14 protein-coding genes are annotated in these 15,947 nt (G+C 42.1%); 5 read left to right on the forward strand and 9 right to left on the reverse strand.

What is annotated here, in order from left to right:
• Positions 1-73: 73 nt before the first annotated feature.
• Positions 74-883, reverse strand: coding sequence for an ABC transporter substrate-binding protein (locus H5181_RS02905; RefSeq protein WP_182750183.1), 810 nt, complete (start codon positions 881-883; stop codon positions 74-76).
• Between the two features lie 149 nt (positions 884-1,032).
• Positions 1,033-1,389, reverse strand: a complete 357-nt coding sequence (locus H5181_RS02910) for a helix-turn-helix domain-containing protein (protein ID WP_011636356.1) — start codon at positions 1,387-1,389, stop codon at positions 1,033-1,035.
• A gap of 121 nt (positions 1,390-1,510) precedes the next feature.
• On the opposite strand from H5181_RS02910, the gene H5181_RS02915 reads away from it, so the two are divergent.
• The 3 genes from H5181_RS02915 (at position 1,511) to H5181_RS02925 (ending at position 4,819) form a co-directional block, all read left to right on the forward strand.
• On the forward strand, positions 1,511-2,872 hold the full coding sequence (locus H5181_RS02915) for an aldehyde dehydrogenase (RefSeq protein WP_220491641.1): 1,362 nt from the start codon (positions 1,511-1,513) through the stop codon (positions 2,870-2,872).
• A 10-nt stretch (positions 2,873-2,882) separates the two neighbouring features.
• On the forward strand, positions 2,883-3,662 hold the full coding sequence (locus H5181_RS02920; protein WP_182750184.1) for a 2OG-Fe(II) oxygenase: 780 nt from the start codon (positions 2,883-2,885) through the stop codon (positions 3,660-3,662).
• Between the two features lie 572 nt (positions 3,663-4,234).
• On the forward strand, positions 4,235-4,819 hold the full coding sequence (locus H5181_RS02925) for a hypothetical protein (RefSeq protein ID WP_182750185.1): 585 nt from the start codon (positions 4,235-4,237) through the stop codon (positions 4,817-4,819).
• A gap of 177 nt (positions 4,820-4,996) precedes the next feature.
• Here the strand turns inward: H5181_RS02925 and H5181_RS02930 are convergent, their stop codons facing one another.
• The 4 genes from H5181_RS02930 to H5181_RS02945 all read right to left on the reverse strand — a co-directional run bounded on the left by H5181_RS02930 (position 4,997) and on the right by H5181_RS02945 (position 9,726).
• Positions 4,997-6,721 (reverse strand): pseudouridine synthase, encoded by a 1,725-nt coding sequence (locus tag H5181_RS02930; RefSeq protein WP_404948483.1) that lies wholly within the window; start codon positions 6,719-6,721, stop codon positions 4,997-4,999.
• Positions 6,722-6,906: 185 nt separating this feature from the next.
• Positions 6,907-7,692: a subclass B1 metallo-beta-lactamase gene (bla, locus tag H5181_RS02935; RefSeq protein WP_182750186.1), complete on the reverse strand. Its 786-nt coding sequence runs from the start codon at positions 7,690-7,692 to the stop codon at positions 6,907-6,909.
• Positions 7,693-7,956: 264 nt separating this feature from the next.
• Positions 7,957-8,340 carry a VOC family protein gene (locus H5181_RS02940; protein WP_011636362.1) on the reverse strand — a complete coding sequence of 128 codons (384 nt, stop codon included), beginning with the start codon at positions 8,338-8,340 and terminating at the stop codon, positions 7,957-7,959.
• Positions 8,341-8,376: 36 nt separating this feature from the next.
• On the reverse strand, positions 8,377-9,726 hold the full coding sequence (locus tag H5181_RS02945) for an AarF/ABC1/UbiB kinase family protein (protein WP_182750187.1): 1,350 nt from the start codon (positions 9,724-9,726) through the stop codon (positions 8,377-8,379).
• A gap of 180 nt (positions 9,727-9,906) precedes the next feature.
• Between H5181_RS02945 and H5181_RS02950 the strand changes: the two genes are divergently transcribed.
• Positions 9,907-11,481, forward strand: a complete 1,575-nt coding sequence (locus tag H5181_RS02950; protein ID WP_182750188.1) for a sulfotransferase — start codon at positions 9,907-9,909, stop codon at positions 11,479-11,481.
• 127 nt (positions 11,482-11,608) lie between these two features.
• On the opposite strand, the gene H5181_RS02955 is transcribed toward H5181_RS02950, so the two are convergent.
• From H5181_RS02955 to H5181_RS02965, 3 genes are all read right to left on the reverse strand, one after another.
• Positions 11,609-12,796 (reverse strand): aspartyl/asparaginyl beta-hydroxylase domain-containing protein, encoded by a 1,188-nt coding sequence (locus tag H5181_RS02955; RefSeq protein ID WP_182750189.1) that lies wholly within the window; start codon positions 12,794-12,796, stop codon positions 11,609-11,611.
• A 99-nt stretch (positions 12,797-12,895) separates the two neighbouring features.
• On the reverse strand, positions 12,896-13,924 hold the full coding sequence (locus H5181_RS02960; protein ID WP_182750190.1) for a sulfotransferase: 1,029 nt from the start codon (positions 13,922-13,924) through the stop codon (positions 12,896-12,898).
• A 58-nt stretch (positions 13,925-13,982) separates the two neighbouring features.
• Entirely contained in the window at positions 13,983-14,525 is a 543-nt protein-coding gene (locus tag H5181_RS02965) for a hydrolase (RefSeq protein WP_059746537.1), read from the reverse strand.
• Positions 14,526-14,656: 131 nt separating this feature from the next.
• Here H5181_RS02965 and H5181_RS02970 point away from each other — a divergent pair, with 131 nt between their 5' ends.
• Complete coding sequence (locus H5181_RS02970) at positions 14,657-15,694, forward strand: DUF2235 domain-containing protein (RefSeq protein ID WP_182750191.1); 1,038 nt, start codon at positions 14,657-14,659, stop codon at positions 15,692-15,694.
• The last annotated feature ends 253 nt before the right edge of the window (positions 15,695-15,947 follow it).

Consider the following 15,947-nt stretch of genomic DNA (forward strand, 5'->3'; position numbering starts at 1 on the left):
TTGATGTTGCTGAAACCATACATTGGTTTCAGCAACAAGAGCCAGTTAAATAAACAGTGGTTCCATCGTGGTTTTACGATGATTTATCAGGCTTAGTTGTTATTGGGCTCACTACCTGAGTTGCTGTTTGTTGCGATACGGGCTCAGGAAACCATTTTTTTACCAGAAGCTCGAACTGACCATTTTGTTTAATTGTATCAAATGCATGTTGCATCATTTCGAGTAACTCAATCCGAGTCTCTTTATGGGTTGCTAGACCTAGTTCGACATTATTATAAACATACGCCACTGTGAAATCAGACTGTTTAAGCCCAAGTGCTTTTACCGAACCGGATAGACCGATATTATTATTATTAATTAAATCCACGCGTTCAAAATAAAGCATTTTCAGTGCTTTTGTTTGATTTGAAACTAAATATACATTTGGGTGTTTATGTTGAATATTTAGGCTGTCGAGTGAAATGTCACCTCTAGGTAATGCTAGCGTGTAACGATTAATATCTTCTTTGCTATCAATATTGATGTCAGATCGAGAAGCTTTTTTGTAAATAGCATTTTGCACCGTATAAAAATCGCTTACCCACTTAAACTGCTGTAAACGTTTTTCGGATTTACCGATTGAAAAAATAAAGGTATCAGGATTTTTTGCTGCATTTTTATATGCCCGATTCCAAGGCATGATTTGAATATTGATATCAAAATCGAGGTATTGCTGGGCAGCATGTAACACATCAATCGAAAATCCAACCAACTCTCCTTGGGGATTTAGCGACTGAAATGGAGGATAGCTTTCAGTGTAAAAAGTGACGGCGGGTCTAGCATTTGAAACCGGCGAACTGAAAAATGTAATGACCAAAATCACCACAGATAAGTAACGCAACATAAATAACAACACCTTAAATTAAGGCTTCCATGCATTTCATATCCGTAATTGGGGCAAGTTTAACATATTGTAATAATATTGTGATCATTAAGCTTTTTATTGTCAGATAATTAATTTTTGTGGTGAACTACAGGCCATAGTTGTTTTTACTAAACAATGTATTCATCAGCCCAGTCTTTTAAGCGTTCTAAAATATCCAATGCAGTGCGACCAAGTTCGGTAATGCTATAAGACACTGCAATAGGGCGATCACTAATCACATGGCGAGTCACGAGTCCTTGAGATTCTAATTCTTTAAGGCGTTGGTCGACCATTTTTTTACTTGCCCCGCCTAGCATGCGCGATAAATCATTAAATCGAACTGGACCATCTTGCAGGTGCCATAAAATGGATGCTTTCCATTTACCGCCTAATACACGCATACCGCGCTCGACCGAGCAGGGTTCAGCACAAGCGTTGATAACTTTTTTTTGACCGTTAGTCATTGTTTCAATTTTAGTTTTCATAAATTTAATTTAAATTATTCTAGGTTACTAAAAGTATACTGGTTGCTTTTGTATTCCATTGTATCAAAATAGGCAGTAATTAGACTAGCGTCACTTTAGTACCATTAAGGAATGTTTCTCCATGGCAGTATTAACCTCTTACGATCCCGCGAGCTATCACTATGTTGGTGAACACATTGAAGCCACTGCAGTCGGTAGTGTCGAAACAACCGCTATTGAGCAATTACCTACCGTAATAAACAATGCGAAGGTTGCTCAAAAGGCATGGGCAAGCTTGCCTTTAATAGAGCGTCAGCAGTATGTGGTAAAAGCGTATCAACAATTGCACGCGGTTCAAGATGAGCTGGCGACACTTATTGGCCAAGAAATGGGTAAAGATTATCGTCGGGCCACTTATGAAGTCGGCGGTACATTACAAAATGCAGGCTATTTTGCCAGTGAAATCGGTGATGCATTAGCCACCGAAGATGTGGGGAATCGCACTGAATTACAATATCGTCCTTTGGGTGTGGTAGCCGTGATTTCGCCATGGAATTATCCACTTGCGATGGCCAATAACTTATTAATGCCTGCGTTAATTGCAGGTAATAGTGTGGTGTTAAAGCCGTCTGAAGAAACCCCGCTGGTAGCTGAGTTATTTATTAATACACTTAACCAGGTGTTACCACAGCACGTGCTGCAGGTGGTTCAAGGTGGCAAAGCCCTTGGTCAAGCATTAGTGGCGGCAGACATTAACATGGTGGCGTTTACTGGGTCGATGGCCGCAGGTAAACACATTATGGCCAATGCGGCGTCTGGCTTAAAACGCCTAGTGATGGAGCTTGGCGGCAACGATCCTATGATTGTGATGGCGGGTGCCAATATGGATGCCGCGGTGCGCTTTGCTGTAGCCAGTTCGTTTGAAAATGCAGGGCAAATGTGTACCTCAACTGAACGTGTTTATGTGGATGAACGTATTGCCGATGAGTTTGAGCAAAAAGTGGTAGCGCTTGCTAGTCGGTATCGTGTTGGTGCATGGGATGGTGCAAATGTGAATATTGGTCCAATAGTCAATCCAATCCAACATCAAAAAGTGCTTGAGCAGTTAAAAGATGCCAAAGCCAAAGGAGCGAGCTTTTTATTGGGCAGCGATGATTATGCATTACCGTTTATTCAACCCACGGTAGTCAGTAACATCACCCCACAGATGCAACTCGAAACAGAAGAAACCTTCGGGCCTGTTGTCGCCATTAGTCGCTTTGGTGACATTGATGAAGCTATTAGTCGTGCCAATAACAGTCATTATGGTTTAGGTGCAGTGGTATTTGGTGGCCCTAGTGCGAATGCCGTTGCCGATCAGCTTGAAGCTGGCATGGTGGGCGTAAACCAAGGTGTGGGCGGTGGTAATGCCCCTTGGGTTGGCGCAAAGCAAAGTGGTTTCGGTTTTCATGGCACGGCTGCTGGGCATAGACAATTTGCTCAAGTACGTGTGATCAGTCGTTAAGGTGAATGTAATGAATAATACAGCAGAAAATGGCCAATACTTTGTCGCAGCTTTTGAGCCAGGAGCAGAGCATCCAGCGTTACCAACATGGGCAAGCTGTAACGACAATGGTGCAGAGCTAGCTTTATCCGCGCCTAGTACCGTGAGTAAAAAGCCGTTAACGGATGTTCCTGGGGCATTTCAATTATTAAATGTACTGAGCGCTGATGAATGTCAGCGACTCATTTCTGTCAGCGAAACTATGGGGTTTTTACCTGACGCTGCGGTGTCTTTACCGCGCAATGTGCGTCATAACGACAGCTTAACCTGGGTGGTCGATAACACCACCGAACGGCTTATTTGGGATCGTATTGCAGGGGTAATGACCGACGATTTAGGCATTTTTGAAGGTAAAGCCGCGCTGGGATTAAATAATCGTTTCCGTTTTTATCGCTATAACGAAGGTGATTATTTTAAGCCGCATTCAGACGGTTCGTGGCCGGGCAGCCAAGTTATTGATGGCGAGCTTGTGCGTGATGCTTTTGGCGATCGATACAGCCAACTCACATTTTTGATATTACTGACCGAAGACTTTGAAGGCGGTGCGACACGCTTTTTAGTCAATGCCGACAAGCCCAATTTACCAGCAAAACACGGCGATAATATGCGCCAAGTTGATGTGCGAACGCCTGCGGGAAGTGTGTTGTGCTTTCCTCATGGCATGCACCCGTTGCACTGTATACACAGCTCAGAGCCGATTTTCTCTGGGGTTAAATACATTATCCGCACCGATGTGCTGTTTGAGTTATAGCACTGGCAATCTTATAGCATGGGTTTTCACAGCGGTTGGCTTGACGATAAGCCAGCCCGTTTGTGAGTTGTTCTACTTCTCGCGGGGTAAAGCACAAGGTTCGCTCAGTTCGAGCCGTTTTTGTATTTTTCTCCTTGCTTAATCCTCGCTGAATTAAGCAGATGATTCGCAATCAGCCATGTTTTTTCTGCTCAAAATAAACACGCTTTTATCAAACTTACTCGCATATCATTTTCAGCAATGAACTTATAGAAAGCTGATCAAATAAGCTTACTCTTCGAGAGGGCTATTGTAATGGCGAATACTCGTCAAATAAAATTATCAGCGTGATTAGCATATGGCATGGCTAGGATTATCATTCAATAGCAGTGACTGAAGCATATTGATTGTTACTGGTGAAACGGTGTAAAAAATCGATTAATTTTTTACTATCGAGTTTATCAATCGGCGCTGTTACCCCCGAGAACACTGGAATTCATTAACACGATTTAATGTGCCACAGTACTTGCTATTTGACTGACTAAACTATCTAATTGCGCCGCTTTCCCAACCACATATATAGAGATATTTACATGAGATCAGTACTGTGTAGTTTGTTTGTTGTCAGTGTTATTAGCTTATCAGGATGCGCTGCACCGCAGAATAATTTTGCGTCAAAAGTGAAAGCGGAAGGTGAGCAACACTTAGACTTATCTCAACAGTGGGAACAAGGACAAAAAGACCTCAAGAAAGGTAACAGTTTATTAATCGATGGGCGTGAGTTAATCGGTAAAGGTAAAAACCAAATTCGTGAAGGTGAAACGTTAATAGCACAGGCTAAAGAAGCAGCGCAGAAACAACGTCAACTATTTCAATCGATGGCTAATACATTAAACAGCGCTCAAAATGGTGCCCGTGCAGTAGTGTTAGTTGATAGATTGGATGATGTAGCCGATCTCTGGGAAGATGCCGATGATAAGTATGCTGATGGTAAAGAACTTATTGAAGACGGTAATACCAACCTTGCTAAAGGCGAAAGTTCAATTGAACAAGGTCAAAACATGGTGACTAGCGGCCGTAGTAGAATGCAACAAGCGGAATCTACCTACCAACAACGTACTGGTAAAGGTTTAGTTGAGCAAATGCATTTAGAAGAACAAGCTAGTGAATTTAATTAGTCCGAGCTAATCTAGCTTGAGTTCATCTAATTTGGGCTATTTTAGTTAAGTTACGAAACCAAAACCCAAACCAAAACCGATATTGCTAATTCAATATCGGTTTCATAGTTTCTAGGGTTCAGTTTTAACTAAAATGATTAGGTACTTACACAGAATTTGTTACAGGGTCCTAATGCTCTATTCAAAATCCGCTTTGATTTCAAACACCATTTCTTTTCCGCTTACCGGATGATTTAAGCTTAAATACTGCGCGTGTAAATGCAATCTGTTGGTCGCGACACCGTATAAATCGTCACCGACAATTGGCATATGCAGGCCATCGTGATGAGCGCAATGCATCCGTAATTGATGGGTTCGCCCCGTTTTAGGGTACAAATATACTAAAGTGCGTTGCCCTTGACGTTGATACACTTGCCAATGCGTTTCGGCATGCTTGCCATGTTCATAACACACTAGCTGCTTAGGGCGGTCGTCCAAATCTACCCGTAATGGCAAACTAATGTCGCCCTCATCTTGGCTCGGCACACCTTCAATTAACGCGATATAACGTTTAGTGACACTGCGTTGAATAAACTGTTGTTGTAGGGCTTTGTTGGCTTCTTTGGTGAGTGCTATCACCATTAACCCTGATGTAGACATGTCTAGGCGATGAACAATCAGCGGCCCCGTTGCATTGGGGAATTGTTGCTGCATACGGCTAAACACCGAGTCGGTGATATTTTTTCCTGGTACCGATAATAACTCCGCCGGTTTATTAATAATCACCATCGCATCATCTTGATAAATAATATCAATATGCTGATCTTTACCCGGATTAATCAATAGTGGATCGTCATCAACCAGCATGCCTTTTAGCATGTGGGTTAAAATAGGTCGGCATTTTCCGTGACAAGCGGGATAGAAATTTTTGTGCTGTTTTATTTCAGATTTAGGTGATGATCCCCACCAAAACTCTGCCATGGCAATTGGAGTAAATTGATGAGTAAATGCGTATTGTAATAACTTAGGTGCAGCACATTCACCTGCACCAGCAGGCGGTAAATGATTCGGTGCATCATTAAAAATATCGTTTAAGTCACGCGCTTCACTCAAGACATTTAAAAACTGATATTGAGCAAACAGCTTTTTTTGTAATCCATTTGAAAGTTGTTTACGTTGTTGTTTTAACTTTTTAATTTGTTGCGCAAGTGCATCTAAGGCCACTTTAGTGACTTCAATTTGAGTCTGCCACTGTTGTTTTAACGCGTTTAGCTGATGTTTTTGCTGCACACTTTGACGGCTTAACTCGATAGACAGTGTTTTATGGCTATCGTCGTTAATGCTTGCTTGTGCTAATGCATCATCTGCTTGCTCACGTTGCAGCTTACGCTGTTTGCGGCCTTCAACTATTGCGTTACGTTGCTGCTCAAGCTCATTTTCTGCCTGGTGCTGTTGCGCAGCTAAAGTCGCGGTTAATGTTGCTAATAACGGATTCGCTTCATGCTGGCTTATCGACAGATTAATTTGGTTAATCTGTTTATTTTCATGACTAAAAAAACTGTCTTGGGTCAGCATGTCAAACACCGGTGGCACAAACGGTGGCAAGATATTTTGGTCGGCTAACTTACCTGAAAATGCGGCTAAAAAGCCAAGTTGCCCGAGCGTGTCTGTAACCACCAACACACCAAACATCTTGCCAATCACCATGCCACGATCACGTTCGCTGTCTAAGCCAAAATTATGTTCCCAAGGATTCGTCTCAAGTAACACCTGCTGTAACTGCTGTGCTGCCAGTATGGTTAATGGATGAGGTTGATAATAAAACGGGAAGGTAAAAGATTCAGGCAACCCTTGTTCGGCAAGCATGTAATTGAAAGCCATCGCATCACTAAAAGGAATAAAACACGGGTCGTTAACAGACATCAAAAACACACTCACTACACCAAAGGGCAGCTATTTTACCCTTTCAAACTAACAGATGCATTATTTACTGAGAGTGGATTTTTTAGGATGTTAATTCAAACAACGTTGCAGAAACGATAGGGATAATCCAAGAGGGGATTGCTGTAGATCCCCTTTTGGCCTGTGCAGGGTGGAAGCGTTCGATCTTAATCCAATTGATGTTTGGAAAGATAAACGTTAACTAACTCTTGTGTATGGTTAAGCAGCTCCGCATTGCCAATGGCTCCATGCCCTGGCACAACAACCTCAGCATCAGTGAATGCTGCTTTAACCTTGCTAATCGTTACTGGCCAATCGGTTAACGATGCCTCAGCAATATAGCCCATACTCTTACTATGAGCACTTTTTACCAAACAGCCGCCAAAGAGTAATTGTGCTTTAGGAAGCCACACCACAATGTTATCAATTGTATGGCCAGCGCCTAAATAGCGAGCCTCGAGTAAACCATTAGCTAGGGTAAACGAGTCACCATCAAACGGCTGACTTGCGAGTGCTTTATGTTGTGTGGTCAATATTTTTTGAGTCATTGCAGATACGTGAGTGCTAACACCAATACTGTTTAGGTAACTTATTCCAGCCGTGCGGTCGGCATGTGAATGGGTTGAAATACTGGCTTTGAGTATAAAATTTTGCTGCTTTATCCACTCGACTAACGCAATAGTGTCTTTCTCGCTCCATGGGGTATCGATTAAATACGCATCTTTACCTTCAACAACCACTAGACCATTAGCATCGACCAAACCAAAATCGTCAGTTTTGAAATATGACTGATATTCAAATAGTTGGATTTGTGTCGCTTGAGCTTGATTCGCCTTAACCAAAGCATTGCTACTGAGCGGTGTGATAGTCAGTTGGCCTGATGACTCAGCGCTTATCGCAAGTGGCACACAGCAAATAAAACCAATTAGTAATATCAATATTCGTGAAAACATAATGGTACTCAATTAACGTTCAGTCGAAGTTCAGTTGAAGAGAACAGGCGTCAAAGTGTATCACTGAATTTGTGGATAATGGATAACAAAGGCAAACTCATGCCTGATGACATTGGTTGTGTGAAGCGGATAGTATTGAACGAATAGATGGGCAATAGTCTTAAGCTATTAATTCTTAAGCTATCAATATAGATGAAACCGTACAGGTCTCATCTATATTTGGACATCATTATTGATGACAGAAGGTATTATCAATAACGACGATTATGCCTTTGGTCTGTGTAATACGCAGACTTTGTTACCAGAAGGATCGCGTAAATAAGCTAGATATAATGGACCATTTGGGCTGTCGCGAACACCAGGAGCATCTTCGCAAGCTTCGCCACCACTCGCTACACCAGCAGCATGCCAAGCGTTAGCCTGTTCTGCATTATCAGCATGAAAACCTATGGTGCTGCCATTACCATTGCAAGCTGGTTCACCGTTTAATGGTTTTGATAACGCAAAAATACCAGTACTAGTCATATAAAAACAACGACCTTTAGGATCAATTACCCCTGGTTTAATGCCGAGTTCGCCTAGTGTTGCGTCGTAAAAGGCTTTTGATTTTTCGATATCATTGGCACCAAGCATGATGTGGCTGAACATTGTGACTCTCCTTGTGGGGGTGAATAAACACCAATTTTATATATCTGTTTTACTTATTTGATTACTTATTTTTTTACTATTAACTACCTGATTAAACAGGGTATATACATTAATGTTGGCGTTAAGTTTAGCGGCTAATAAATACATACCTGCCAACTTGCGATGTATGAAAATAGCATCGGTTGGCGGTGTGTGCCATTCATTTTGTTGAGTACTCATGGCTTTACCTGCTTGAGTGATCCTTTTCGCCAAATCACTTGCGCCAAAATCATACGCTCCTTGGGTACGTAATGGCTCACAAGCTTGATAAAAAATATCAATTATCAGTTGTTTCTGTTGTGGGTCGATAGCGTCTTGAAAAAAGCCGATCTGTTGTGCTGCATTGCTCATTTGCTGTTTATCATCGGCTATCGCACCTTGCATTAATTGCATATAACCTTGCGATAACGTGTCGCTAATGGTGCGAGTGGCGCCAAAGTCGAATAACACTATTTTCTGGCTGTCTGCTTGATACTGAAAGTTGGCAAAATTAGGATCGCTTTGCACCAGTTGAAAACAAAATAGCTCTTTAAAACACAGCTCCATCAGAGCGTTGGCAACCTTGTCACGCACATCTTGTGGATATTGAGCGACTGCTTCAATCGGGACACCTTCCACAAATTGCATACATAAAATGCTGTTGTTGCTCAATTGCGGATAGACCTTAGGCACAATGAAGTAAGGGTTATCGCCCAACTGTTGTTGGTAGAGTGCTATTTGCTGTGCTTCAAACTGATAGTCTGCTTCGTTATGTAACTGCGCTTTGGCTTCTGCCAATAAGGTATCGAGTTTTACGTTTGCTGGAATTAATCGCGAGACTTTTAATAAGCTGGCAACGTTATCAATGTCGCTGTCGATGCTGTCGCGGATCCCTGGATATTGAATTTTTATCGCCAGCTTTTCGCCCGTATCCAAATACGCTAAATGCACTTGGCCGATAGATGCGGCTGCAAATGGGCGCAGCTCAAATTGGGCAAAGGGGGCTAGCCAGTCACGGCCCCAGTGTTGAACTAATAATTGAGTTAACTGCTTGTGTGGCATGGCTTTAGCGTCTGAGCGCAGCTTTGCCAATATTTCAGCCAATTCAGGAGGCACTAAGTCACCGGCATCCATTGACAACATTTGGCCCACTTTCATCGCCGCGCCGCGCAGTTGCGACAGTTTATCTGCCACATGACCAATGTTTTTAGGAGTCATCATCAGTTGTTGCATTGATGGCGATTTACCTTGGCTAAGCTGTTTTGCCCCTTCTAGTAGCACGTTACCCGCTAGGCGAGAAGCGAGTCCGCCCATTTTTGATAATCGGGACAATCGACTGGTTGGCACTTTAGCTTCATTATTTTTCATTAGATCTCACTTGTGTCGCATGAACTCATAGCGAATATAAATAATTGTACGCTGAAGTTGATTATTTCGTTCAATATGAGCCAATAGCGTGGTCAAAATTTACTATTTTCTATGTTACTCTGATTTTAGAGGCATTTAAGCTATTCTTTGGGTGAGCAAAACAATAATAAGGACCCTAGTTTGAGTATTATTGAACAATATTTAAGCCAAGCGGAAGCGCTGTTTCAGTCTAAAAACTATTCATCGGCCAGAATGTACGCACGTAAAGTGATTAAGCGTGATGATAAACACCTGGGGGCATTGAGCTTATTAGGTCAGATTCATTTACAGCAACAACAATATAATGAGGCCGAAAACTATTTTGCTACAGCCGCGGCCGTAGACCCTAATGCAGTGCCTGTATTGATTGGTTTATTGGCTATTGCTGAAGTAAAACAAGACTTTTTTTTGGCGAAAACGTATTTATTACAATTAATTAATACCCAAGGTAACGTCGAAACATATCAATACAAACTTGGATTAGTCGCCACTAAAGTTGGTGATATGGCTTTGGCTGAACAATGTTTTGAATGGTGTGTGGCAAATGATTTTTCTGAGCCAGCAGTGCAGCTTAATTTGGGTCATATCTATAAGGCCAAAGGCTACACAGAAAAAGCGGCAAATTTTTATCATCAATATAATCAATTAAGCCCAAAGCAAGTGGGTGTAGGCTATTGGAGTTTGGCAGATTTAAAGCAGTACCGATTCAGCACTGATGATTTAACCTTATTGCAAGGTTTTGCAACTGATGAGTCGTTAAGCAAACAAAATCAGGCGCTGGTGTATTTTGCTTTATGTAAAGCTTACGAGCAAACACAGCAAATCGATAAAGCTTGTGAGTCGATGTTATTAGCTAATCAAATAATGGCGCTTCACAGGCCGTTTAAACAAGCCCAGTTTGCCAATATTGTGTTGTCACTGCTTGGGCATACGCCATCGCCACATATTGATAGCTTGCCGACTGCGAGCCAAACACCTATTTTTATTGTTGGCATGCCTCGTTCTGGTACGACATTAGTAGAGCAGATTTTGGCGTGTCACAGTGACGTTGGCGCGACCGATGAGTTACCGTTTATGGAACGCTTTGCGCTGCAAATGGACATGTCGGGTGGTTATAATGCAAGACTAAGTCAGCTTTCTGCCAGTCATATCGATCAGTTTCGTCAACGGTATTTAGCCGAGGTGAATCATTACTTTAGCGATGCGCCAACGTATGTAATCGATAAAAATCCAAATAACTTTTTGCACATTGGCTTAATTAAAACCTTATTCCCTCAAGCACAAATCATTAATGTGGTACGTAATACCGTCGACAATGGCTTGAGCGTATTTAAGCAGTATTTCAGTTTTGGGCATGACTATTCGTACTCGTTTGCCAGTATTTCAAGTTATTGGCAACACTATTTAGACATCATGCAACATTGGGATAGGTTGTACCCTAATGAGATTTTACATGTCTGTTTTGAACAATTAGTGCGTGAGCCAGAGTCACAAATTCAACGCATATTAGATTACTGTGAGTTAACGACTCAAGCGCAATGTTTTACCTTTTATGAGTCTGAACGAGCCGTATTAACGCCTAGCGCTAGCCAAGTTAGGCAGCCTATGAACCTTAAGGCAATTGGTCAGGCAGACAAGTATCAAGCTTTTATACCTGAGCAAATAGTCGAGTTGGATGCCATTGCGAAAAAAGCAGCACTGCAATTCTTTGGTTAAGCAGAACTTGGAATAAGAATTTCTTATAAGCCAAAACAACGTAGTTTGGCTGACTTTATAGAAATGGCGCCTAATGGTGCCATTTTTGTATATATTCTCAGATAAACCTATGCAGGTATTCTTCTCACTAATTCACTTTACCGTGACATGCTTTATAGCGCTCGCCACTGCCGCAAGGGCAAGGACTATTGCGAGATGGCGGTGCAGCAATAGTGCGAGCGTTATTTTCAGCTGTTGTTTTTGGTATTATTGATGTTGATGTTGATGTTGCTGGTGCAGATTTTACGGATGCTAAATTTGCACTTTTGGGTGAGCTTTTTGGTAAAGTCATAGCCTGTTTGCGTGTTGCTAATTGCTCACTAAGTTCAACATTCATACACGCCACGATAACCAATTGTTCGAACGCTTTTACCGCCGAACCAGCATGGGTCAATTGCAGTGATTTAACGCACTGTAGTGCTTTTATCATGGTTTGTTCACGTAGCGCATGATAATGCGGCCAACCTGCTTTAGTGCACTCATATTGCAGCCATAACATTCGCCAATCGGCAACAAAGTCTGTTATTAATAACGAAAATGCATTCACATCTACAACCTGATTTACGGGGTTGTGTTTTACTTCAGCTAACAACTCATTGGTTAAGTATTCAACCTCAGCGACAGGCATGATCACTGGGGCATTAAATTGCTCAGTGATGAATGTTGCCGGTGAGTTTGGGTTAAAACCGACGAATTGACTGTTTAATGTTGTTGATTGATCATCTGCTATTGAACGTGAATGTTGAAATACCGTGCGCCAAAATTGACTAGAACCGGCTAAATCAACCACTAAATGAACACGGTATTGGTCGCTGTTGTTCTCCACTTTGTGAAGCTTCCATGAGTCGAAAATCCAACATTCTCCTGCGCCCATATGCACTTGTTTGTCATGACAAAAAAATTGCACTTGCTCAGTGGTGGTAATGGGAATATGCACTCGAACACGTTTATACCAATGGTAATTAATGTCTGAATGCAGTGGCACTTGCGCACCTGGCGCTAAGCGCATTAATCTTGATCGGCTGAGTACCTCACCAAATGAGGCGAGTATTTGCTTGATGTAAGGGCTTTTTGCTAACGCCGCAGTGGGCAACATTGGCCCTTTAAAGTCATTATTAAACTCGCCATTGACCGAGATTAACGGAATAGCCGAATTACCCTGAAAACCTTCATGATGAGTCACCCAATCTGATTCGGTAAATTGCTCGATCTCTTTGGCTAATTGACCAACATCAAAGCGAAAAGGTAACTGATAAAACTCATGGGGTAACTTCATAATTGGGCTCTCTGTAATACGGCGCTTAACGTTATGATTTTCTTTACAAGGTATTTTTACCCGTTCTGCTGGCTATTTACAAATGGCTAACTCAAACGGCTAACGTAACTGGCCATGGCATTGTTTAAATCGTTTGCCAGATCCACAAGGGCAGGGACTGTTGCGAGATACATTTTGCTCGCTTGGCGTAGCGAGTTTTTCAGTTGGTTCGGGTGTCAGTGCTATAGGCTCAGCAATGTCGTGTTGCTGCCATTGAGTGTTATAGATTGGATGACCGCGTTCGCCTAAAAGATGATTTATTTTGTTCAGTGTTGTAGAAGCATTCGGCCAAATTTTGGCGATGTCATGGTAATTTTCGAGCCACTTATTGGGTTTGGGTGTCGAGATGGTGTAGCGAGAATGCGCTAATGGCTTACTGCATAATTGCGCTAAAGCAGGGTCAAAACCCGTATCAGTAAATTGGCATAGCTGTTTAACGGTTTTCGCAGGATCTGCAATTAATTGATCATAAGACACCATGCACCAGCGATTACTGTCAATCTTTTGCAATGAATCCATAATCGCTTCATTAGCGGCTTGCCATTGAAATGCGGCAATAGACTGTAACGGCTGGCGATTAAGTTGTTGCCATTTTTCTGGTAGCAGTAGCGACCAATTACGTTTATCCCATCCCGGTAGATTTGGGTAAGTGACAAACTTATTCGACCGCCACGCTTGCATAATACTGCTGATGTTTTCTTTAGGCTCCCTCACTAAATAGATAAATAAAGCGTCGGGAAACAGTGAATTAAAAAAGTCGACCCGCAAACTGTTTTTTGGGGTTTTTTCTAAAAAGCGGATATTAGTCGTATCAGTACTACCGGGTTTATTACCATGATTATCTTGCAGCGCATCGCTAAAACGTAGCAGTAATTGCTGGCGTAGTTCGTCATCAACATCTTGTTCCGTTAACGCATTAGAACTAAATTGACGATAGGCGATATTCAGCTTGGGTATGGTTTCAATGAGCGCATGACTTTCGCCGCCAATGGTCCATATGGACTGGCTTTTTGATAGAACTTCGAACAACAAAGTGCTGCCTGAACGAGGCGCGGATAAAATAATAATGGGCCGATCAAATTGATGCATAGCGGTATGATGTTATTGTTATATTTTTTAACATCATACCCACACCGTTATCATATGGCTACTTTATCAATTTAAGTAAGGCCTTAAAGCGATCACCTTGGGCAACATGTTGTAGCTCAAATAGCAGTGATTCAACATTGGTGAGATTGGCGCCATCATTAAGCATCATTTGCACCCCAAGTACTTTATTGTCTGTACCTCGTGATGCAACGGCATCGGCAACAAGATGTACTTGATAGTCGTTGGCCAGTAAATCTTTGCACGTTTGGTAAACGCAAACATGGGTTTCGATACCCGCAAGAATGACATTATTACGGTTTAATGCTTTAAGTTGTTGTTTTGCTTCTTCACAATGCCAGCCACTAAAGTGCTCTTTAGCGATGGGTTTTGTTGTTTGCGATAATATTTGTGCGAGTTCATCGCTGGTATGGCCTAATTTATTGGGTAATTGTTCTAACCAAATAATCGGAATATCAAATAGTTGTGCACCTTGAATTAATACTGCAAGCTTTTGGTGTAGTTGAGCGGATTGCTGCATAACCTGGGCTAGTTTGCCTTGCACGTCTACAATCATTAATACACTTTGTTCTGCTGTTATCATGGTCCGTTACTCGAATGATTAAGTGAGCTGTCGAGTATTGGTTATTTTTACCGTGGTGCAAATAAGCATTTAGTCTATTATGGCTATGATAATTGTTATGAATGTTCACTCAAAGAATGTCAGGGATTGATATGAATAAACGTATTGTCATTTGTGCCGACGGAACCTGGAATCGGCCAGAAAAAGATCTTGAAAAAGATCACGCCACTAATGTACTTAAACTCGCCAGAGCCATCAAACCCATTGCTGATGATGGTGTACCGCAACAGGTGTTTTACGATTGGGGAATTGGTTCGTACTATGACTCCATGATTGGTGGGGCAACTGGGCGCGGCTTACATAAAAACATTATGGATGCTTATCGCTACATAGTGCAAAACTACTCTCCTGGCGACGAGATATACTTGTTTGGCTTTAGCCGTGGTGCATACACAGTGCGCTGTTTGTGTGGCCTCATCAATAATTGCGGCATTGTCACTCGACCAGATGCCAAGCTTATTCAGCAAGCGTTTGACCACTATAAAATGAAAACTAAACCTTTTGCACCAGATGGTGAACGCTCGGTGGCATTTCGTCAGCAACATTCGCATCCTTCACGTGAAGTGGCCTTTGTTGGTGTGTGGGATACCGTTGGGGCAATGGGGATCCCACTGTCTTTTTTAGGAATGTTTGAAGACAAAGATGAGTTTTATGACGCCAAGTTAGGCCGAAATGTCAAAGTGGCTCGCCATGCTCTCGCGTTAGACGAACATCGCAGCGATTTTGAACCAACCATTTGGGCACCTCGTACCAGCATAGGCATACAGCAGGTTTGGTTTATTGGCGCCCACAGTAATATTGGTGGTAGCGTTGCCCCCAATGATGACGGCAGCACCTTGTCTGATATAGCGTTGCAGTGGATGATAAGCCAAGCGCGAGCGGTTAACTTAACGGTCGAGTTACATTTAGCCGATGCTTTATTGCCTAACCCTATGGCGAATATTCAAGATTCATATCGCAGCTTTTATCGGGTTAAAAAACGTTTTATGCGCGAGCTAGATCCAGAGCAAGCACCGATATTATTACATCAGTCAGTTAAAACTCGTTGGCTGAATGACAGTAATTATCGACCGAAAAATTTAGTAAATTACATCGCTAACCATGGTTGGCCCGATAAACTGGTGCAATAATCTGTGTTAACACCATCATTAATAACGAGTGCTAGCAACCACTAATAGCAACCACTAATAGGAACCATTAGTCACTACTATTACTAACCACTATTACTATTCATTACTAAAAACATTTCGATTAAGGACAGTATTTTGCTACGTGTATTTTTAACGCTCATCACAGTGATTGGGTTCTCGTCTGTATCACTCGTTTTACCCGCGGCTGAATCGACGGCTTCAGATGATTTACAAGATAAGTCGCCAGCGAAAC

The organism is Shewanella sp. SG44-2, from assembly GCF_014164215.1.
GTDB classification, from domain to species: domain Bacteria; phylum Pseudomonadota; class Gammaproteobacteria; order Enterobacterales; family Shewanellaceae; genus Shewanella; species Shewanella frigidimarina.